The sequence below is a fragment of the Nostoc linckia z4 genome (genome assembly GCF_002608075.1).
In the GTDB taxonomy this organism is placed as follows: Bacteria; Cyanobacteriota; Cyanobacteriia; order Cyanobacteriales; family Nostocaceae; genus Nostoc; species Nostoc linckia.
In genome coordinates, this window is the sequence record NZ_LAHA01000063.1 from 24404 (window position 1) to 46821 (window position 22418).

A 22418-nucleotide genomic window follows, 5' to 3' on the forward strand; every position below is an offset into this window, starting at 1 on the left:
CGACTTCTCTAAGAAGTTGGGGATCTAATTGTTCGTACTATAAAATTTGCTGGTGAGCAAAGATGCTTATTATTTTTTTCAAAAAAACAACTTAAACCTTGCTAGTTGATTTTCAATTGTTCGCGTCAGAATTTTATTCAGTTGTTTGATGTCTTGAAATTGTAAAATTTGTTGTATTGGTAAATCAAAGGGAACTTGTCCTTCAAAGTTTGGCCGTTGCATTTGCGCTAGAAGAATTTGTTCAGACCGCTTACTTTGGATAGCGTAGCCAATTTCAATACAAACATTCGGACTGGGAATTAGTTGGACACTTTCTTTAACATCAATAGTAGTAATGGGTGTAGTATCAGCGATAAATAACAAACTTTTACGAATTTTTCGCATCATAGTGCGATTAATTCGCAGAGTAGCATCACTGGGACGAGAGGATTCTACTAATGTTAAAGGAAGACGCGATCGCAAGTTTAAAGTCTCCAAACTTTTTCGCAGTTCTTCCCTCAGAACATCACTTGCTGCGGCATACTCAGTTTGGTAGGAGAAAAAAATAGTTGGGTCTAACTGAGCTAACAAAGCTTGTTTAGTAAAATAAATTTCGTGACTAATCAAGTCAATGTTAGCTACGCGATAGCCGCCACTACCCTCAATATAAAACTCAATATCTTCTCCTTCCAGATAGCGCCCAAACCAAATTGATTTTTTAATTTCGTCACTTTCTTCTAAAAAGTCTGCTCGCAATGCCGATCTCAGCAGACTTTTTTTACTGAGGCGAATGTCTGGTGGGCGCTTTTCCAATTCTGGAATCGGCTCATAATCCTGTAAATACCACGCTCTGAGCGCAATAATTGACATAAGGCGCTATTTCAAATGTTGATCGCTATTTAAGTTCGTATTTAGCTTACACCCAGAGGAGTCACCTTGCTTTGCTCCGAATTCAAAATTCACCTATTCAAAATTAAGCATCCCTATAAATAAATTTAAGGGCTTGTATTCTTTACTTTTTGAGTCATTATTCTGATTTCTTTTTAAATACAACAACACCCAGCCATCTACTCGCTTCAACATTCCCTCTCCTTGTTTATTCTAGCCAGGGATGTACTAACTCTCATCGCTTCGTAAACAAGTAATGAAAATCAGTTACAGCGCCCCCTAATTTTCCATATTTGAGGAAATATGAGTTTTCGCGTTGGGTGTTGCCGTGTTTTGACGAGACAGATGTGAATTAAACAGCGTCGTTTACCTCTTAACTACATTCCATCATGCAGCTGTTATATCTGCCAGGGAAGCTTTTTATTAGCTTCAATTATTAGATTAGCAGTAACGAATGAAAGTAAATTTTTTTGCAACTAAACTTTACTTTTGAACTATTTTTTTGAACTATTTTTTACCCAAATCAACACAGCGCAGGCTCTAAATAGCTTCAAGTTTTTTATATAATTTGTATAAACTATTGTAAATAATTTTATCATCAACCTTTGGGATGAATTGAGTAATTACCAAGTAAATTTTTAAGTTTTGAAACTAACATTTTGTAAAAAAATGGGCATGGGGCAAGCAGGAGGTGTGGGAGGTGTGGGAGGTGTGGGGGGTGTGGGAGGATGTGGAAGAAATCTTTCCCCCCCCACTCCCCACACTCCCCACACTTCCCCATCTCCCCATCTCCCCTTTCCCCTTAACTAATTGCCCCTGGCGGCTGAACGGGAATCTCAATCCAGAATTCTGTACCTTTGCCTGGTTCTGAAATACACTCCATTATTCCGCTATGTTTTTCGACGATAATTTGATAGCTGATTGCCAATCCCAGTCCTGTACCTTTACCTACAGGTTTGGTGGTGTAAAATGGGTCAAAAATTCGCTTTTTTATTTCTTGAGTCATTCCAGGGCCATTATCACTAATACGAATCAACACACGAGAGTTATCTGGTGAAAGTTTAGTGGAAATGTGGATTGTGGGGATTGGACATTGGGGATAATCGGCGTAGTTTTGCTCATCTCGAAATTCTCCTATTTCTTCTTCATCTTCCCATTTCCCTACTCCCCACTCTCCATAGCCTATTGCCAAAGCATCTATAGCATTGCTGATAATATTCATGAATACTTGATTCATTTGCCCTGCATAACATTCCACTCGTGGAATTTTGCCATAGTCTTTGATGACTTCAATGCCTGGAAATTCAGGATTTCCTTTGAGGCGGTGTCGCAAAATTAATAAAGTGTTGTCAAGACCTTCGTGTAGATCGACGCGCTTGTTTTCTGACTCATCCAAGCGAGAAAAATTGCGTAATGACAGCACTATTGAACGGATGCGATCGCTTCCTACTTGCATTGATTCCATGATTTTTGGCAGGTCTTCTACCAAAAAATCAAAATCGATGGCTTCGATGGCAGTCTGAATTTCATTATGGGGATTGGGATAATGTAGTTGGTAGAGGCGTAAAATTTCTAGTAATTGTTCGGTATAGTCGCTAGCATGGCAGAGGTTACCGTAGATAAAGTTAACTGGGTTATTAATTTCGTGGGCGATACCTGCTACCAATTGTCCTAAGGCAGACATTTTTTCAGTGTGAATCAATTTTGTCTGCGTTTCTTGGAGTTGATGCAGAGTACGTTCTAACTGTACAGCTTGATTCCTGGCTTCAGCTTCCGCAATGCAAGTTTGTTCGTAGAGTTGTGCTTGTTGAATGGCGATCGCAGCTTGATCTCCTAGCTGTTGCAATAAATCAATTTCCGCATCCTGCCAATTTCTGGGGCCATCGCACTGATGGGCAATCAGTAATCCCCATACTTGCATACCTATGTTGATTGGAACAATTAAGTTGGCTTGCACTTGTAGACTTTGTAAAAAATCTCGGTGGCAAGGACTCAAAGAAATGCTTGATACATTGTTGATGGCTCGCACTCTACCTTGGAAGTATAATTTAATAAAGTCATCAGGAAAGCATTCTCCTGGTGCTTGCACTCCCAAAACTGAGTGCCAACTGCCATTAATTTCTTCCACGATCACCGATTTTGTTTGGATTTGGAAAATTAATACTCTGTCTGAATTCAGGAGCGATCGCACTTCCCGAACGATAGTCTGGAGGATTATCTGCGAGTCTAATGTACTGCGGATGTGGTCTGTGACTTGTTTGAGTACTTTGGTGAATAGTAATGATTTTTCTAATTCAGCAGTTTGCTCTTGCACCCGCAGTTCTAGGTTGGAATTGAGGGCTTGTACTTGTTTGTACATTTGCTGCTGCTGAATTGCCATTGAAAAATGATCGTACAGAGCTTGAGCTAATAAAATATCTTCTATCTTCCACTCAAGTGCTTGCCCTTTTTTTTCCTCTCGCCAAACTTCAAAGGAAAGTTGCGGTAATAATTGCCGCCGATTATCTTCGCACTGTCCAGCCCATAAAATTTCTGTGTCAAATTCCGAGCGAAAAATGGTTAATACACCAGTAAATTTTTCGCGATAATGTAGCGGAATCACCATCAGACCCCGAATTGGGGTGGAACGGAACCCCAAAGCTAAAACTCGCAAACGCGCTTCCCTATAAAGGTCAGCAGTTGCCCAAATACCGCCCGGTTTAGACTCAGCCATCCAGGTTTGCCACATAGAATGCTGTTCTATGAGGCTATTTTCTAGCTCGAATGGTAGTTTCGGCTGTTCGCCACAGGTATATAATTCTTTACTTTCTTCAAGATAAAGCCTACCACCTATGCCAGCGAAGGCAGTAATTACTTCTTCTAATGCACTCTGTAATTGAATGGTTGGCAGTTTATGTAATAGTGTGGTGACTCGGTTAATAGTGGCTTCTCGTTCTTGTTGGGCGATGGCTTCAGTGAATAGGCGACTTTGAGCGATGGCGATGGCTACTTGATCGGCAACTTGCTGCACTAATCTCAGTTCTCGCTTCAGAATCCTTCGCTCTTGGGTGTGATGAGATACCAGCAATCCCCACAATCGGGGTTTTGCCGATTCTTCTTTCAGGTCGTAATGCAGAATTGGCACTACTAAGGAAGACTGCACGCCCATTGCTTTTAAATATTCAATATGGCAAGGATCTACTTGCCGATAGTAAATATTAGTTTGTAGACGTTTGCCAGTTTCTTTTGACTTTAGAGGTGATAGCCCAATTTTCCCACTAGCGACATCTACAATTGAACGTTGTCCTGCTAGCAGAAACATCTCTCTAGCTTCTTGTGGAATATCATGTACTGGAAAGCGTAACCCCAATAAAGATGGTAGACGCTGTTCATCAATAGATTCAGCAATAACTTCACCGCTACCATCAACATTAAACCGATACACCTTGACTCTATCTGTACCCAAAAACAACCGTACTTCGGCAACAGTAGCCGTTAAGATCTCTTGGAGATCGAGCGATCGCCTGATCTGTTTCGTCATCCGATGCAGTAAACTTTCTTGGTCTAAGCTTTGCTGCAACCAGTTTGGTTTATCGGTGAATGTCATCGCTTATATACACCATGACTGAAGTATAAAAAAGTTTTTTTATAGGTGTCTTTGATGAGAATTTTAAAATTACAGTTCCGTGATTCTCATCCCATTTCATCAAATTACTGTCGCAGATATTTTTGTAAATGGTAAGTTGATGCACTTTCAAATTGCATAATTGCACTCGCTAGAAAAATGCGGGAACACAAAGATGCAATTTGAATCATGATTAGCTTCTTAGATAATATTTTACAAGTATTAGAATCACTGTGATTAAAATTGATTAAGGAAAATTTAAAACCGCTGAATTTATTACACAGACTTTACAAATCTCCTCTAAAGTTTATAGTTAATAAAATTTTAATTATTGACACCTATTAATTCTATATTCTCACAGATTAAACTCTTTCAGTAATTTCACTCAACTTAGTAGCTGATTAATTGCTTGAAATTAACAATATTTTTTTAAAAATGCTGCCCATTTACCCAATTAATTAAGATTGTTGCCAATTAAATGACTCGTTTTGGGCGATTGATTGAGAATTTTTTGCCTGGGGAATTTAACTATTCCCCGTTGAATTGCTGATTTTATGATGAATGTAACTTTTTTAATTAAATTCTTCGTGAATTACCGTTAAAGATAGCAATTTACGGATTTCTTCACGAACGTTGATGAGAATTTTACCGAGATGATTTTGACCGGTTTTATTAGCGCCACAACCCCAAAAATAATCAATTGGGGAGTTTTCAACCAACATTTCATCGCCTGTCCTCAACAGAACTTCTCTAATATCAGCATGAGTGAGAAACTTTTTGAGTACAGCTTCTCGCATTACTTGGATTTTGACTAAATCCCAGTCTCTACGTAGTTGGCGAGTGCTACATCTTCCCAAAGCCGCAGCTTCTTCAGGTGTGGGGGCGGCATGAATGAAAGGTATAATTACTGCATCCGTACTGCCCACAAACTTTTGTGCTTGATAATAATGCTCAACTGTCGGCCAGTAAACACCCTGGAGATGAATTCCGTGAAAAGAAAAGTTAGAAAAACAGCCGTAAGGTTGCCAAGCCTTATAAAAGTAAATGGTCATTTGAAAATTGCTCTTATATATATTTATTTTCAGGGTAACTGAGTAAGTCAGACGTTGAGTAGGGTAAGTTCAACCGATGAATTGGGGACTGGCCGTAGCACAAGATTTGGTTTTAATACCAAAAATCTGAGGGTCTGTTACTCCCCCAAAGCAGGAATGGGAACAGAAAACTGTTGTCTGTTCCCCCAACCCTATTGTCTTCTTTGATGATTGTTATGTGCGTCGGTTAACTAAGGTAGCGCTGGCTTGGTCAACAGGCATCAACACAACTTCATTAATATTGACATGTGGCGATCGCGTCACGCAGAAAAATATCACATCAGCCACATCATCTCCTGTCAGAGGGGTAAGTCCCTGGTAAACCTGATTAGCACGTTGAGTATTGCCGTGAAACCGCACCTGGCTAAATTCTGTTTCTACCATACCAGGGTCAACGGAAGTTACGCGTACAGGAGTACCCAACAGATCTTGTTTTAAGCCTTCAGAAATTGCCCTCACCGCAGCCTTGGTAGCACAATATACATTACCACCAGGGTAAGTTTGATGTCCGGCAATGGAGCCGAGATTTACCACATGACCGCGACCACGGCTGACCATTCCAGGAACAACATAACGAGATAGATAAAGTAAACCTTTAATATTAGTATCAATCATTTCTTCCCAGTCTGTAAAACTACCCTCATGTAGTTTGTCTAAACCGCGACTTAAACCAGCATTATTAATTAAAATATCGATGTCAGACCAGGGGGAAGGTAGAGTAGAGATGGCCGATTCCACAGCAGAGCGATCGCGCACATCCAGCTTTAACAAATGAACTTCAGTATTAAAATCTTGGCGCAGACTATCCGCAAGTTCCTGCAAACGTTCTAACCGCCGTGCTGCTAAGATGAGTTTTGCACCCGCACCAGCAAAAATTTTGGCACAAGCAGTACCAATACCACTGCTAGCGCCAGTAATTAAAATGATTTGATTTTTTAGAGATGCCATTATTTAGTGAAAAGTCAAGAGTCCAGTGTCAATTGTCCAACAATTTGGAACTGATACCAATTCGCAATATCCGGTGCATCGGGAAGCAAGCTACGCTAACGCAATTTGTGAAATTTAGATTTTATCTAGGTTTGGTGGTTTGAATCTGTTGCCAAATTTTCAAAATTTTGTATAAATGGTAACAATAAAATTAGCGATCGCCTGCAATGTAAAAAATATAAATTGCGGAAAACCATTCCCGCAGAAATTCGTTCTAAGAATCGTTAGCTGTTGGCTGATCTGACTTTTCACGCCATCTGTAAAAGTCACTTTGATCGCTTAGCGATGGCGTAACCGCCCTTCCCTGTGGCGATTGCATAAATTGAGTTTTTCTTTACGCTGATCTTCTCGTGATTCCTAGTCATTAATCTAAAACTATTGAGAATCAGACTGTGAGAAAACCTACGCTAGAAGAGTGGAGAACTGACCGTGAAAATTCAGGTAGCCGTCGGCTGCCTCTAACTCCCCTTCCTAATGATTATCATTTTTAGCTTGAGTGAGATTTAATTTCCTCAAAGCCTTAGAGGCTATTTATAAAGTAAATCTAAAAAGGAGTAAAAGGGAGAAAGCGGCAGACTTTAGTTGATAGTCTGGGACTGTTGTTGAAAGTGGTTGTAAGTGAAGCAAATGCCCCAGAGCGAGTGCTTGCTGCTTATGCTTTGATGGAACTGTTAGATGCGTTTGCCCTGGAGTAGCTTTGAGTTGGCAACCTTTTAGCGGTTTAGTATTGCGTGCCGATTACGGCATACCATTAATAGGAACAAGCGATCGCGGTAATTCACTACAAAATAATGGCTTGAATTTTTTATTCTGCTATCAGCCATTTTAAAAATAGATACATTGCACTTTTCTGCAATCTTATATACAAGATAGTGCATATATTAATACCAAATCATGCACTTGTAACAGCATTTAAATGAATGACTAATTTTTATACTTCCTTTATAGTGATGAGGTAATTTTTTACCCTCTAAGTTAAGGACAAACACATCAATGGTTACTTATAACGGTACGAATGGCCCTGACACTTTGATTGACCCCAATCGCTCTTTCGGCTATAGCTACTTTACTCTAGTTACCATCAACGGATTTGGCGGTGACGACATTATCAGTGGACAAGATTTTTTTACTTTCTATAATATCATCGGGGGTGCTGGCAACGATTTCATCTTTGGCGGTTTTAACAATGATGTCATCATAGGCGATGATATCTTTGGCGGCGTTCCTGGTAACGATTACCTCGCTGGGATAGACGGTAACGATGTCCTCTATGGGGGAGGTGGCAACGATACTCTCGATGGGGGTGCTGGCAACGATAGGCTCTATGGGGAGGCTGGTAATGACACTCTCAATGGCGGTACTGGCAATAATACTCTGTATGGCGGCACTGGCAACGATCGCTATATATTCAATAGTGATAATTTCATAACTATCTATGAATATGCGAATGAAGGTGTAGACACAGTTGAGTCTGCCTACAACTTTAACTTGAATGTAGCCGATTTAGAAAATCTTGTTCTAACAGGCACATCTGCTATCAACGGCACAGGCAACGGCCTTAACAATACAATTACAGGTAACAGTGCTAACAATAGGCTCGATGGTGGTGCTGGTAATGACACCCTCAATGGTGGCGCTGGTAATGATACCATCAATGGTGGCGCTGGCATTGACATCCTCAATGGTGGTAATGGCAATGACATCTTAGTTGGCGGTACTGGCAACGATACACTAACTGGTGGTGCAGGAAGCGATCGCTTTACTTTCAACTCCCGTACTGAAGGCATTGATCGTATTACTGACTTTAATGTAATTAATGATACGATTGCTGTTTCTGCGGCTGGTTTTGGTGGGGGATTAGTCGCTGGTGGTGCGATCGCGGCTAATCAATTTATCATCGGCTCAGGAGTTACTACAAGTAGTCAGAGATTTATCTACAATCAAAGCAATGGTTCTCTCTTCTTCGATCGAGATGGTACAGGAGCGATCGCTAGAATCCAAATTGCCACGCTCAATACTGGATTGTCCTTAACAAATGCAGATATTTTCGTTAATGCTTAAGGATTTGTAACTAGTAAATCATGAATCTGGTGGGGTAGGCATCTTGCCTATCCTTTGCCACTAAGTAAGTCGGTGGGAAAAAACACAACTATGTTAAAAAACGTCAGTTCGGGTTAAGGTTTGAATTCTTCCCCCAACCTTGAGCAGACTTTTCACGGGATGTGGAAAAGGGAAGGTGGTTCGCGTAAATCTTACGCGAACCAAATCGGAGGAGAGTTATATGCCTCAGTCGCAAAAACTTTCTCCACTAGATGATTTACATCAACGTATAGACACAGTAGCAAAATGCAAGGAGCGTCTTGAGCAAGAAATCCATTCAATACTCGCCCAGGGTAAAGTTGCTCCTGCTTCCTGTTGGATTGTTCGCTACCAAGCCAAGGGCCGGGCTGATAATTATTGGTATTACAAATTACAGGCATCTTCTCCAATATTTCCCACAAAGACCGATGGTAAATTGTCTCGATATCAGCATCTAGGTAAAGCTGGTAGTCCAGCATACTTAGATGCTCTTGAACAAATTACCCGCCGTGCCAAAATCGAAGCTTTAGATCGATCCATTGAGTCCCTCAACCTTGGGCTAAAAGATTTAATCGAAGAAACTTCTAAATATCGCCAACCATAAAAATTAGTTCGCGTAAATCCTCCGCGAACCACTTCTCCTTTTCCACATCCCGTGAAAAGTCAGAGCTGATGAGAGTTATAGCAACAGCCAAGGTGCTTAGGACATCAAAAGATGATAAAACTTAGACGCAGAAAGACTTTTCACCCAGTCCCCAGTCCCCAGTCCCTTGCCATAACAGTCAACTGTCAACGTCAAATAGTACTGTATCAAGAATGTTTCTAAAATTTTCCCACTTCAACCAAATTATATTTATTACTGCCCAACGTTTCATCGATCGCTATCATCAACAATTCATTTAAAGAGATTCCCACTGCTTTAGCCATAGAAGAAATCACGCTTTTAGGGGCAAAAGAACAATACAACCCAGCTTCTAAAAACCAAGGTTGTCCCTGTGGGTCGATGCGGAAGTCAAATAAGCTGTAGTGGCGACAGCCTAAAGCTTGATGACACTTCTTAGCCACTTCCTGAACCTTTTGGGTAATTGGGTCACTAGGATTTACAATCCAAGACTTTTTGTTATCTTTAGCGGCGAAACCCAAGTTGCCATCATCTGTTTGTTTGAGTTTATCGGCAAAGGTGCGGATGGGTTTTTCGTGAGAATCTAGCAGATATTCTTCAAGAGGTAAACCAATTAACTCTTTGTCTTTGACAATGATGCCGCATCTAACTTCTCGACCTGCGATGAATGTTTCTACAATCGCTTCATCTGCATATTCAAATGCCGTCTTCAGTGCTGCGTCATACTCAGCAGCATCTTTGACTAAAGTTACCCCTAGTGAGTTATCTGAACTTACGGGTTTGATAACTACTGGAGGTGCAATTGTCGGCACATCTCCGTGACGCAGTACTTCTCCGCGAGGCACTTTTACCCCTGCTGCTTCAACAATTGCTTTTGTTTTGGCTTTGTGAGCGGTTATTGCCATCAGTTCTGGAGTATTACCGATGTAAGGAATCTCTAGCAGGTCAAATAAAGCACGGTAGTGAGTCATTCCAGGGATACAAAACATTTGTGGTAACACAATGTCAATGTTTTGTCCTGTAATCAACTTTATGGCTTCAAATAAAGGCATCGGTCTAGCCTGAGCAATGTCTTCGCGGCTGAGGGAACTAGGAAATCGCCATTGGCCATCGGGTGTAATATATGCAATCTGAAAGTCATAAAATGTGTCTGCTGTTGCTGTCAGACAGTCTGCCGCATAAAGGCGTGACAAATCGCAGTAAAAATCATTCTGTGCAGATCCAACTAAATGAAGGATACGAAGTGCTGGCATAATTCATGTTCTCTAACTTTTATTGTGGGGTGGACATCTTGTCCGCCCTTGTTTGCGGGCGGGCGAGACGCCCACCCCACCAGTAGTAGTAATTTCTTGGTAATCCGTAGCAGCCTGGGTATTAATCCCCTCCCAATTCCACCAATTTGCCGATGTTGAAATCTATGCGCGTCCAGCCTTTAAGCTGACGTAGATTCTTGAGCAAGAGTAAAGGAATTTGCCAATGATGCACCATTAAAAATGGTAACGGGTCATCTGGTTTGTAAATTGCATCAGTTCCCCGCCAAATATTTGCAATCCATTTTTTCAATTGCGTGAAAGAACGGATACCAGTCAAACGCCAGACTTCGTGATAAGTCCAATAAGTTGGTTTACTAGTTGGCAATGGCTGTAATGTTTCAGCCATCGGTTCTTTATCGAGGTAGGCTTGGGCAACTTGGGGATGGTCGTAGAAGGTAGTAATCGCAGAGTGCGTGCGGGGATTACACTCAATGGCGTAAACTCTACCATCTTCAGCTTGAATGAAGTCAAAGGAAACTTGTCCTGTAAGTTTCTGTTCTTTGACGAAATGCCTCACCCATTCCCTGATTTGGGAATTTTCAACGTTTTCATAGTTGACTTGAAACGCTGAAGATTCACAGCAGCAGTGCAATCTGAGTTCGCCATTCCGGACGGTGCTATGGGTACAAAATTCCTTTCCAGGAATAAATTCTTGCATAATCCAAGGCTTTTCCGGGCTGATTGGTAAGCTTTTGACGAATGCAGCTGTTTCTTCAGGGGTGGCACAGGGAAGCTTGGTTAGGTCTAAACGTCGTACTGAATCGTAAGGAATGCTCTTGAGGATGTATTTGCGAGATTCCTGGGAGAAGTCGAAATTTAGAACTTGTTCAGCAGAAGTAATTTTAAAGGATTTAGGTACTGATAAACCAAGCGATCGCGCTGTTTCGGCAAAGGCAAATTTATCATCCAATTTCTGGGTAATATCTGCGTCAAAGTGAAATACTTCACAGTAGTTCGACAGCATTGGCTTGGCAAGGGAGTCGTAATAACTACCCAATGGACTAGTTACAGGCACATAGACATCGATATTTTCTTGTTTGATGATGTCTATCAAAGCCTGAGTATAGCGTTCTGGATTTTCTTGGGGTGCAGGAACGGTATAAAATTTGTCCACTGCTTGGGAAAATCGATGACCAGATAGCCAATATTTGTGGGTTTCTATCAACACCACTCTGTGTCCAGCAGCGTTGAATGACCGCGCTAGCTGTAAAGCTTTGGTCATTTTAGCCCCACTAATCAGGACATTTTTGGGGTTTGCTGTTTTGGTGGTTGCTTGCTGAAAAGGACGCGAGATGGTATGCCACAACAAAGTTACTAAAACAATGGTGGCATTGAATGGCAGTGCTAATAATAGCAACGCCAAAGTCAAAAGATTTTGGATAATTACAGCTATTTTTGTCTCTGAAGGAAAAGACGGTATAGCAGGCGAAGAAGAAACAGAAATAGATTGTGCCATACTCAATCACGCAATTCTGCGGATAATCGTCAAGCCATCTCGTAGGGGGAGTATTACCTGTTCTACGCGAGGGTCGAGTGCTACGGCACGATTAAATTGAGCGATCGCTTCACCATTGGGAGTGCGTTGTTGCGTGGGTAAATAAACTTCTCCTTGCAGCAAGGTGTTATCTACACAAATAAATCCTGACGGTGCTAGCAAATTGGTATCTAGCAACTTTTGGAAGTAAGTTATGTACTCCTTTTTATCTGCGTCGATAAACACCAAGTCAAAGGATTCTCCAGCTGCAACTAGCTTATCTAAAGTTTCCAAAGCTGGCCCTAATTCCACCCGGATTTTTTGACCATCAGCAGATTTATCAAAAACTGCTTGTCCAACTTTTGCCGCAAAGGGATCTACTTCACAAGCAACCAGCACTCCGTCTTTTGGTAATGCTTCAGCCATCGCCAGTGCAGAGTAACCGGTGAACATCCCGATTTCCAGTACTCTTTTGGCTTTGGTCATATGAACAAACATTTTCAGTGTTTGTCCTTCCACATGACCAGATAGCATCTCTTGTTCTAGAGGTCGTACTGTTGCGCCTTCACTAAAACGTTCTTGCCATGCTTCATTAGATGTTTTTTCGGCAAGTGCAGTTAAAGCGGCTGATTCATGGGTCGTATATTCTTCCAGATAAGGATCTAAACCAGCTGCCAACTGCCATGCTTGAGTGATGTTATCGACTAACTCCGCAGGTAAATCTGTGCGTTGGTTAATCTTTTGGACAATAGCTTCTAACTTCTTTGCTAAGATTCCTACCGGTGTGACTGGTCTAGCTGTGGGCTTGGGAATTGTGGTGGACATTAGATTGCACTCCCAACTAATTCTGTCTGATAAACAGGGTACATATCCACACCCTCACCACCACGAGGATAACTAACGCAAAGCTCTTTATGGTCTGCTAAACCTTGGGCCAATTCTTCCCTTGTCAAATCATTCATATAGAAGCAAGTTCCAATTGGTTTGGGCATAGCAGCTCTCAACAAACCATCTCGTGTGAGGCTGATAGACTCAGTAGCGTCCCACAATAGTTCTTCATCCATTAAAGGATGGTCGAGAGCTAGACCCAAATTGCTGAGTAATCCTAAAATGCGATCGCGTTCTTCAGTTGTGATATATCCTCTATTAGCTGCGATGGTTGCAGATAAGGCCATATCGATACTCACTGCATGTCCATGAAACATCGGGATGCGTGGCGCAAGTTCCAAAGTCGGACTCCAAGTATGTCCGTAAGCAATTGCTCTATCCAAATCTAGTTCGTGGAGGTTAGGTACTTCTAACTCCAACATTTTTTTGATGGCTTCGTAAGTTAGACGATGAGCTATTTCTTTAATCTCTGGAGTTGCATCAAGATTACCAAAGTGAGTGTCAAGTAGTTCTTTACCATACTTTTCTAGCCACTCAAACACATTCTGATGAGCAACTACAGCGATTTTGACTAATTCTGCCATCCCATTACGGACTTGGTCTGTCGGTAATGTCCCCAGCAAAGAAAAGTCTAATAAAACTTTTTGGGAAGCATGATAAGCACCCAAACGATTTTTCAGCTTCCGATGGTTAACTGCTACCTTGATGGCGACGCTGGCATCAATCAAACCAATCAAAGAAGTAGGAATCCGAATGTAATTACTACTACGACGATAGGTAGAGCAAGCAAAACCCACAACGTCTGTAATTAAACCACCACCCACTACCAATACTGGCTCTTTTCGCACTAATTTGAAGTCTGCAAACACATCTATAATCTTCTCAAAGGTTTGAATAGATTTGTTTGGTTCGGTAATAGTCAGAGCAAAAACCTTCAGTTCGATGCCGTAATATCGGAAATATTTCTCAATCTGAGTACCGTAAAAATTGTAGACATTGGTATCGATAACAGCCAAGCATCTACCAAAACTTCTATATATCTCTGCAAGTTCTGGATTTGCAATATCAAAAACACCATCTACATAAACTAATTCATACTCAATCTTTTCATAAGCTTCCACGTGAAATTTGTTTTCGGTAGCTGCGAGTTTTGTTTGAACTATGGTCACAAATTTTGCCCTCTAGGTTAAAAAATTGTCATTTTGATGTTGATGCCATCACAAATGTAAGCACTCTATTTGAGAGTGACTTAACTTGCCGACATCTATGTCCTATGCAAGAAAATTGCCTGCGATTCGTGGTGAAAAAGACGTAAATCTAGATGAAATTTTGTTGGATTGCACATTTAGAAATCACAAATTACAGCACTAAAGATGAAGTGCATGTCATGTCATTTCATCAGCACAGCAAAAGTCCTTAAGTCTTCGCTGAACCTTAAGGGTATCGCAAATTTCCGTAACAAAACTTCATAGATTTTATCAGAATATCAGACTGTCAATTCTATGTCTAGCCTCAAGATTCACGGACTTGTAGTAGCTTAATAGAGGTTTAAAAGCAAGCTAAGGGAGTGGTTTTACTTGCCGAGAAAGCTTAGACACTTGTTTACATTAGTTAACATATCATTATTTTTCAAAAATTGCACCTACACCAAAGGTAGATTTCAAAACAAAAACCAGATTTAGAGGATTTGGGCATTTGAGACTTAATTTCAAAAGTTAATCTTTGATACCGAAATGACGCTATGTCATTCATGCCACAAGCAAGTCAGCGGGAAAATTAAGAAGTATGTAACAAAAGATTAAGCTAAAATATTAAGTTATAAATGATACATTTACTACGTGGTTGACTTTTTTCTTGTAGCTTTATCTATTACTTTTAATAGAGTTTGATGGCGATCGCTAAGTAAAAATCCTCAATTCAACTTACAAACAATCAAATTCCCAACTTTTTTGACCATAATGTGTACTAAGATATGCTTACATAATGGTTATAGTAGTTTAATTTTTGATTGCTGTCCGCTTCAAGTATCCCATATTCCTATAAAAGTTGAGAGCAAGTGATTTCTTGTTTGAGAAAAAGAATTTTTCTTCTGAGTATTTATACATATAGGTTCAACTTTATCCATCGAAAATTTTTGTTTTTGAGGGATGATTTTTTTCCCTTTTTAGGGATTTTATAGATACGCTCTAATTGGGATACTCCATTATTATTTTTTTAATTACTACTTAGATTTATGGATTTTGCTCCAATTGAAATAGGCACATCTGTTAGTGTAGAAATTGCTGAGATTACACCACCATCAACAACACTTGCTCCTACCCCAACAGCAGGTTCTCGTATTTCTAAAGATGCGATTCGTACTAGTTTAAAGGCTGCCACTGCTGATGGAATTTTCGCAGCACTTTTCTCTATTGCCACTGGCGCAGTTTTGCTAGGTAATTTTTTGGTGGAGTTGGATGCTAGTCCGGTGGTGTTTGGCTTGGTATCCTCTATACCTATGTTGGTACATTTGTTTCAGCCCATAGGTGCTTACTTATCTGAACGCAGCACCAGCCGCTTTGAGTATTCACTACGGACACATGGAATTGCTCGATTACTGTGGCTAATTTTAGTAATTGCCATTTTTAGCTTTAACTGGGGATGGCTGGATTCCAACCAGTTGGCAATTTTGTCGCTTTCAATTCTGCTATGCACTCATCTTTTAGGAGGATTAGCAATTGCATCATGCTTGAGTTGGATAGCAATGTTAGTTCCACGACGGTTGCGGGGCAGATATTTTGGGCTACGCAATAGTCTTGCCAATCTTACCGAGTTAATTGGTTTACCCTTGGCAGGTTTGACTGTATCCCATTGGTATGGGGGAAGCATCCAAGGTTATGGAGTGATTTTGTTAGCAGGTATTTTCTTTGGCATGGTTAGCTTGGGGTGTCAGTATTTCCAGGTAGATGTGAATCCCCAATTACAAAATAGTTATTATGCTAACTCGTCTGAAACTAGCAAGATTCAGGCAGACTCATCACCAAAGGAAGTTGGGGAAACATCTGATGCAATCTTTTTAAAGCAAATACTGACACCAGAAAACGATTTAGTTAGTATTATTCAGAAAAATTCTAATTTTTTGCTATTTTTGCTTTATTTCGGCTTATGGACATTTAGTGTTAACCTCAGTGCCCCATTTTTTAACCTTTACCTCTTGGATACTTTAAATCTAGATGTGAGTTGGGTAACTTTTTACAACAGCTTGCGAGCTGGGGCACACATGGTAATGTTAATTGTCTGGGGAAAATTTGCAGATAAAATTGGTAATCGTCGGATTTTAGTTTTTACAGGAATGATGATTGCAGTCATACCGTGGCTATGGCTGTGGATGGGTTCTAGTCCTTTGAATCTGTGGTTATGGCTGCCTTTGTTACACATTTTCATTGGTGCCAATTGGGGAGGAGTTGATTTGTGTAACAACAATCTCCAGATTGAAATAGTACCACTAAAAAATCAGTCTATTTATTTTGCGATCGCAGCTGCTATTGCTGGGGTGAGTGGTGCTTTGGGAGCAACTATAGGCGGTTTTATTGTTCAGTTCGCTGGCTCTTTGGGAATAACCGAAGTATTCATTGTATCTGGTATATTACGCTTAGCGTCACTAGTACCACTCATTATGAAAAAGGATCTCAGTAGTTAGAGTGAAATTATTTCACTGGATTTGTCAAAAAATAGTCCATCTACAGAAAGAATGACTAACTAAATATCTACTTTATACTGAAAAAGCTTTGTTAGGTGGTAACAAACTATTCTATTGCTATTGTTGACTGTTCACTGTTGACGGTTCACAGTCAACAATCAACCACCATGTGCTGTTGTTTATTTTTTGGAGTTTCCATCCAAAATAGTTGAATTTCAAAATCTGAAAAAAGAGAAAATGCTCAAGGTAGACACACCAAAAATTAGTCCTCAACAAGTTGAAGCTTTTGAACGAGATGGAGTTATCTGTGTCAAAAATGCTTTAGATGACATCTGGATAGAACGGATGCGAAAAGCAGTTGACAAGAATATATCAATCCCTGGCCCTTTAGAGGGAAAGAATACACCAAAAAAAGAAGCGAGTGCGGAACATACCAGTAGCTTATGGCTTGTTGATGCTGATTTCCGTGCTTTGGCTTTTGAATCTCCATTACCAAAACTTGCAGTTGGAGTTTTAAAATCGGAAAAATTAAATTTTTTAGCTGATGGTTTTTTTGTAAAAAGACCGGAAGCAAATGGCCGTATTGGATGGCATAACGACCTACCTTATTGGCCTGTACAAGGTTGGCAGTGTTGTAAAATTTGGCTGGCTCTAGATACTGTCAAACAAGAAAATGGCCGATTAGAGTATATCAAAGGTTCTCATCAATGGGGCAGAGAATTACGCGAGCGATCGAATCCTTCGTGGTTTGTAGAACCAGAACCTCACGAAATTCTCTCTTGGGATATGGAGGCTGGAGATTGTTTAATTCATCATTTTCTGACGATTCATCACTCAGTAACTAACAAATCTTCTACACAACGACGCGCAATAGTTACGAATTGGACTGGCGATGATGTTACTTATTATCAGCGTCCGAAAGCATGGCCTTTCAAACCTCTCGAAGAAATTGATTTACCACAATTTAATTCATTGAAAACCAAAAAATTTGGTGAGCCAATAGACTGTGATATCTTTCCTAGAGTTGAAGTGCATCGCCATAGGACTCATATTTGATTTGGAGAAACATACGTAGTGGCGTGACCGGGCTAAAATAGTACATTAGTAAACTCTTGTGGGGTGGGCATCCTGCCCGCCCGGACGGGTGAGGACACCCATCCCACAATAAAATCTATTGCAACATTTAAGACTTGTCACGCCAGTAGTGGCGTGTCTAGATTAAAATAGTGCATTAATAAATTCTTGTGGGGTGGGCATCCTGCCCGCCCGGACGGGTGAGGACACCCATCCCACAATAAAATCTATTGCCACATTTTAGCCTTGACACGCTGCTACGCCATAACCTAATACGCTTGGTGTTAAGGCTAAAACTCTTGGTCAAATTCAATTTTTTTAACGTAGACGCGTAGCGGCTTGCCGCAGGCTACCGCCAAGGACGCATTCGCGCAGCGTCTCGTCAGAGAAGGACGCAAAGAGAAGAAAGAAAGGCTTAACTGAACTGTATTGCGCCATAACCTATTTTTATTTAAGAATAAAAATTGGGTTTTGGTAATTCATCATTTAGTGCCCAGTTTCCTACATCTCTGATTTTATAAACGACAGGATCGTGGAGCGTGAATGTGCGAAGATTGCGCCAATAACGATCGAAACCATATTTTGCACTGGTAGCATGTGCGCCCATAACTTCAAAGATGCGATTAGTAATTTCTAAACCGATTTTAGTAGTCACAATTTTAGCGCTAGCGATTAAGAGCGCACATTCTCCCCGTTGTTCTGCTGTCAGTGACCATTCCTGCTCCCAAGTCGCTTGCAGTAACTCTCCTGCTTCGTCAACTAAACATCTAGCTGCTTGCAGGTCGGCCCACATTTTCCCATAGTCTTCCAGAATATAAGGATCTTGATTTGCATTTTTTACGCCTGATGTTAACCAAGGTTTTGTTTTTGTACGAGTGTATGTTTTCGCGGCTGCAAATGCTCCTTGAGCAATTCCCAAGTAAATATTTGCTAAATTCAATTGAGTCAAACAAGCACGAATAGTAGTGAAAGGTTGACTTGGTTTGTCTCTAATACCCAGGATTTCTTCTGGGTAAACCAACACATTTTCAAAAGTCACACTACCACTATCTGTTTGCCGTTGTCCTATGTTATCCCAATCATCATTCACAGTAACACCCAAGCGTTGGGTCGGAATTACCAAAATTATCAATTCACCAGTTTCTTGATGAATGGCAGTAATCGGTAATATATCCGAATCATGGGAACCCGAACAAAAACTTTTGATTCCGTTAAGTCGAAAATAATTATTTTCTGGGGTAAGAATATTTCTTTTGTCTAAAGGGTTTAGGGCATTGCACCAAAACCAATTGTTGCGAATAGTTTCTGTGTAATAGCGTTGTTTCTGCTCTGCCGAACCAAAAATATGGGGAATGACTACGCCTAAATGATGGTAAGAAAACACATGAGCAATCGAACTATCAACCTTGGCAAATTCACGGGTAATTTGCAAAACAGTAATCCAGCTTTGCCCTAACCCGCCGTATTCTTTGGGGATTATGAGTTTCAGTAAGTTAGTTTCACGCAAGCGATCGCGTTCATTTTTTGGTGTTCCACCTTTCACATCCCTCACCACCGCAGTTTGGGCAAATTCCTCTGCTAAAGATTTAGCTATATCCAAATAACTTTGCGATTCTTTAATGTCTATTAATTGCATAACTTACCAATTTTTCCATTCACTCTCTTACAATGAGCAATTATAAATTTAGCTAAATTTTTGAATTAAATTTTTAAATTTACGGTATTTCAATTCATAATTTACCTATAGAATCACTCATTTTGGGTGCTACATTGTTGACTGTTGACGGTTCACAGTTAACGGTCAACAGTCAACAATCAACGCTTTAACCCAATACAGTTTAGTTAAGCTTTTTCCCTACCAAGAATTGCCTGAACAGATAAATTCATTAACTAAACCAGATTGATTCATAGGCTGGGGAATCTTAAAGCCAAGGATGGCGGGGAGGATAGACACCATTGAGGAAGTAGTTACCAACAGCGTAATACTTCCAACGCACGGGATCGTGGAGTGTATGCGCTCTGGCATTGCGCCAGTGGCGATTGTAGTTAAATTGTTCCAATGTGGATTTAGTACCTGCTAATTCAAATAACTTGTTGGCGGCTAGTATTGAGGCTTCGGTGGCTAGGGCTTTGGCTTCCGCAACTGCGATTGATGCTTCCACTACCTTGGCTTCTTCTAAATTTGATGCGTTGGCGATGTCGATAAATTCACCGGCACGTCGCAGCAATGCTTCAGCAGCGTGAACCTGAATTTGGACATTACCAAAGTTATAGAGCGTAAGGGGGTCTTCGTAGCCTTTTTCTAAATTGCTATCTACCCAAGGACGGGTATGGTTGCGGACAAAATAAATGGTGTCACGAACTGCGGCTTTGGCAATGCCCACATCTACAGCAGCTTGGATAATTTGGGCGATCGCACCCATTGGTGTGGCACGCTCAAATGCTAAATAATGGGGAATGACGTGTTCTGCTTTGACTTTGACGTTTTCAATAATGGTGGTACCGCTAGCAGTGGTACGCTGTCCGAAGCTAGTCCAATCATCAAGTAGGGTGAGTCCTTCGGCATCTCGTTCCACAAATGCTACCACTGTCTTACCCTCTGGATTACTGGCGATGACGGGAACCCAATGAGCTAACAATGCGCCAGCTGAATAGTATTTTCGTCCGTTGAGTACATAATCAGAATTATCTGGCTGCAATTTAGTCTGGATATCAGTTACCGACTTTGTACCGATTTCCGAGAAGGCGTTACCGAATCGCTTACCTTGGAGGACTAAATCAAAAAACAATTGCTTTTGTTGGTGTGTACCATCTAAACGAATGGCTTCCACCATATAGAGGTGATTTTGGGGAATTTGACCAAGGCTAGAGTCAGCTTCAGAAATGATTTTGATGACCTCTGCTAAGGTGGCATTAGAGACAAAAGCACCACCGTATTCTTTCGGAACTGTAATTCCCCACAATCCGCTTTGAGAGAACTTTTCTACTTCTTCAGCAGGTAAACGCCGAGTTTGGTCGCGTTCGGAATCACCCTTAGCAAACTCAGCGGCCAATTCATGGGCGATGGCGATCGCTTCTTGGTCATCCTGAATAATATGGGCCTTTTTTTCAGTATTGATGATTGATGTCATAGTAAAACTCCTTGAATCTCTCCCACGCACATTAGAAAACAGAAAGGATATTAATTAGCAGCTCTCATCCACAACAACCGCTTGTGTTGAATATTTTCCGCTCAATCTATACTTGAACTAATTCTTCAGCTGTCCGACCATGAGCTTTGAGTTCGCGCACAATAGGAATTACCGTCCGACCAAATGCAGGTAAATCATCTGAGTAGTGTAAGAAACCGCCAAGAATTAAATCAACTCCGGCTTCATAAAATTGGCCAATCTTCTCAGCCACTTGTTCGGGTGTACCAATCAATCCTGAGCGGAAGCCATCGTTGTATTGTACTAAGTCTTCAAAATTAGAATTTGCCCACATTCCTTGACGTTCGCGAGTTGCGGCTCCCGCCTGTTTCACGGCTTCGCCAAATCCTTTGACTGCTTCTACATCCGCTTGAGCAATGATTTCGCGCAGTACTTCATGGGCTTCAGCTTCTGTATCCCGGACTATGATGAAGGCATTCAAACCAAACTTGATGGTGCGTCCAGCTTCACGAGCTAATGCAGACACCTCTGCAATTTGCTCGCGCACCCCTTCTATGGTATTGCCATTCATAAAATACCAATCAGACACGCGGCCAGCCATGCGCCGGGCGGCTTTGGAGTTACCACCTTGGAAAATTTCTGGATGTGGTTGGTTAATTGGTCTAGGCTTCACCCAACCACCATTGATGCGGTAGAAGTCACCTTTAAAATGGAACTCATCTTCTGTCCACAAACCTTTGAGAACGCGGATAAATTCTTCCGAACGACGATAGCGTTCGTCATGATCTAACCAAGGTTCGCCATAGATAGTGAATTCATCTTTGAACCAGCCACTAACTACATTTAGAGCAAACCGACCATTAGAAATAAAATCAATGCTAGAACCAATTTTGGCCACGACTCCCGGATGCCACAATCCAGGATGAACTGCTGCAATTAACTTTAACTTCTTGGTGACTGGAGCTAAGGCGGACACTATTGTAAATGCCTCAAGTTGATATTCAGCACCATAGCTAGCGATAAATCGAGCTTGTGCTAGCGCATAGTCAAACCCCACTTCTTCAGCTGTTTGTGCTAATTGAGCGTTGTAATCGTAAGTCCAGTTTGTGCGTTGGGGGATTTTACTTACCACTAACCCGCCACTAACATTGGGAATCCAGTATGCGAACTTAATATCAGTCATAATTTGTGTGTGTGTAATGGAAACTTTTTGGCTATTTGTCTGATGGTTGGTGATTAATTTTTCATCGCCAACAATACAGCCAAAAACCTAGACGGTAAAATCCTAATTAGAATCAAGATTTCAGGGCCGCTAGAAACTACTTTCAGTTTTCAGATAAAGACTTTCAGGCTTTGTGCTGAGATTATACTATAATCCGACCAAATTACCGTATTTATGAATAGTTCAGACTTTATCACGACACTTGCTCAGATGTTGTGACTCGATATACTTAAATCTCATTTCTGTATTCCAAAATGGAATAAAGCTAACTCTTAGTAGTTCGCTTTTGTGATTTGGCGGGGGAAGGGGGAAGGGGGAAGGGGAAGGGGGAAAGGGGAAAGGGGAAGGGGGAAAGGGGAAAGGGGAAGG

17 protein-coding genes and 1 pseudogene are annotated in these 22418 nt (G+C 41.0%); 6 read left to right on the forward strand and 12 right to left on the reverse strand.

Annotated elements, in window-relative coordinates; translation table 11 throughout:
• Positions 1-78 precede the first annotated feature (78 nt).
• The 5 genes from VF06_RS32085 to VF06_RS32100 all read right to left on the reverse strand — a co-directional run bounded on the left by VF06_RS32085 (position 79) and on the right by VF06_RS32100 (position 6510).
• Positions 79-849 (reverse strand): hypothetical protein, encoded by a 771-nt coding sequence (locus VF06_RS32085; protein ID WP_099071075.1) that lies wholly within the window; start codon positions 847-849, stop codon positions 79-81.
• Between the two features lie 669 nt (positions 850-1518).
• Positions 1519-1656, reverse strand: a complete 138-nt coding sequence (locus VF06_RS41575) for a hypothetical protein (protein ID WP_180267953.1) — start codon at positions 1654-1656, stop codon at positions 1519-1521.
• A 13-nt stretch (positions 1657-1669) separates the two neighbouring features.
• A complete protein-coding gene (locus VF06_RS32090) occupies positions 1670-4453 on the reverse strand; it encodes a GAF domain-containing sensor histidine kinase (RefSeq protein ID WP_099071074.1) in 2784 nt (927 codons plus the stop codon).
• Between the two features lie 590 nt (positions 4454-5043).
• Positions 5044-5523, reverse strand: a complete 480-nt coding sequence (ybiA, locus tag VF06_RS32095) for a riboflavin biosynthesis intermediates N-glycosidase (protein ID WP_099071073.1) — start codon at positions 5521-5523, stop codon at positions 5044-5046.
• 213 nt (positions 5524-5736) lie between these two features.
• Entirely contained in the window at positions 5737-6510 is a 774-nt protein-coding gene (locus tag VF06_RS32100; RefSeq protein ID WP_099071072.1) for an SDR family oxidoreductase, read from the reverse strand.
• Positions 6511-7097: 587 nt separating this feature from the next.
• On the opposite strand from VF06_RS32100, the pseudogene VF06_RS32105 reads away from it, so the two are divergent.
• The 4 genes and pseudogenes from VF06_RS32105 to VF06_RS32115 all read left to right on the forward strand — a co-directional run.
• Positions 7098-7226, forward strand: a pseudogene (locus tag VF06_RS32105) (IS5/IS1182 family transposase); the annotation flags it as partial.
• Between the two features lie 20 nt (positions 7227-7246).
• Positions 7247-7378 carry a hypothetical protein gene (locus VF06_RS43080; protein ID WP_306419422.1) on the forward strand — a complete coding sequence of 44 codons (132 nt, stop codon included), beginning with the start codon at positions 7247-7249 and terminating at the stop codon, positions 7376-7378.
• Between the two features lie 164 nt (positions 7379-7542).
• A complete protein-coding gene (locus tag VF06_RS43425) occupies positions 7543-8610 on the forward strand; it encodes a calcium-binding protein (protein ID WP_099071071.1) in 1068 nt (355 codons plus the stop codon).
• A 220-nt stretch (positions 8611-8830) separates the two neighbouring features.
• Positions 8831-9232 carry a hypothetical protein gene (locus VF06_RS32115; RefSeq protein ID WP_099071070.1) on the forward strand — a complete coding sequence of 134 codons (402 nt, stop codon included), beginning with the start codon at positions 8831-8833 and terminating at the stop codon, positions 9230-9232.
• 218 nt (positions 9233-9450) lie between these two features.
• Here the strand turns inward: VF06_RS32115 and VF06_RS32120 are convergent, their stop codons facing one another.
• The 4 genes from VF06_RS32120 to VF06_RS32135 form a co-directional block, all read right to left on the reverse strand.
• Positions 9451-10503, reverse strand: a complete 1053-nt coding sequence (locus VF06_RS32120; RefSeq protein WP_099071069.1) for a D-alanine--D-alanine ligase family protein — start codon at positions 10501-10503, stop codon at positions 9451-9453.
• Between the two features lie 121 nt (positions 10504-10624).
• The gene (locus tag VF06_RS32125; RefSeq protein WP_099071068.1) at positions 10625-12019 is read right to left on the reverse strand and encodes an ATP-grasp domain-containing protein; all 1395 of its coding nucleotides are present in this window, start codon (positions 12017-12019) and stop codon (positions 10625-10627) included.
• A 6-nt stretch (positions 12020-12025) separates the two neighbouring features.
• On the reverse strand, positions 12026-12862 hold the full coding sequence (locus tag VF06_RS32130) for an O-methyltransferase (RefSeq protein WP_099071067.1): 837 nt from the start codon (positions 12860-12862) through the stop codon (positions 12026-12028).
• Positions 12862-14094 (reverse strand): sedoheptulose 7-phosphate cyclase, encoded by a 1233-nt coding sequence (locus tag VF06_RS32135; protein WP_099071066.1) that lies wholly within the window; start codon positions 14092-14094, stop codon positions 12862-12864. The genes VF06_RS32130 and VF06_RS32135 overlap by 1 nt, the downstream gene beginning before the upstream one ends.
• A gap of 1064 nt (positions 14095-15158) precedes the next feature.
• On the opposite strand from VF06_RS32135, the gene VF06_RS32140 reads away from it, so the two are divergent.
• On the forward strand, positions 15159-16604 hold the full coding sequence (locus VF06_RS32140) for an MFS transporter (protein ID WP_099071065.1): 1446 nt from the start codon (positions 15159-15161) through the stop codon (positions 16602-16604).
• A gap of 237 nt (positions 16605-16841) precedes the next feature.
• Entirely contained in the window at positions 16842-17660 is an 819-nt protein-coding gene (locus tag VF06_RS32145) for a phytanoyl-CoA dioxygenase family protein (RefSeq protein ID WP_099071064.1), read from the forward strand.
• A gap of 469 nt (positions 17661-18129) precedes the next feature.
• On the opposite strand, the gene VF06_RS32150 is transcribed toward VF06_RS32145, so the two are convergent.
• The 3 genes from VF06_RS32150 to sfnG form a co-directional block, all read right to left on the reverse strand.
• Positions 18130-19314 (reverse strand): acyl-CoA dehydrogenase family protein, encoded by a 1185-nt coding sequence (locus VF06_RS32150; RefSeq protein ID WP_180267514.1) that lies wholly within the window; start codon positions 19312-19314, stop codon positions 18130-18132.
• A gap of 286 nt (positions 19315-19600) precedes the next feature.
• Positions 19601-20809 (reverse strand): SfnB family sulfur acquisition oxidoreductase, encoded by a 1209-nt coding sequence (locus VF06_RS32155; protein WP_099071063.1) that lies wholly within the window; start codon positions 20807-20809, stop codon positions 19601-19603.
• 106 nt (positions 20810-20915) lie between these two features.
• The gene (sfnG, locus tag VF06_RS32160) at positions 20916-22010 is read right to left on the reverse strand and encodes a dimethylsulfone monooxygenase SfnG (protein WP_099071062.1); all 1095 of its coding nucleotides are present in this window, start codon (positions 22008-22010) and stop codon (positions 20916-20918) included.
• Positions 22011-22418: the final 408 nt, after the last annotated feature.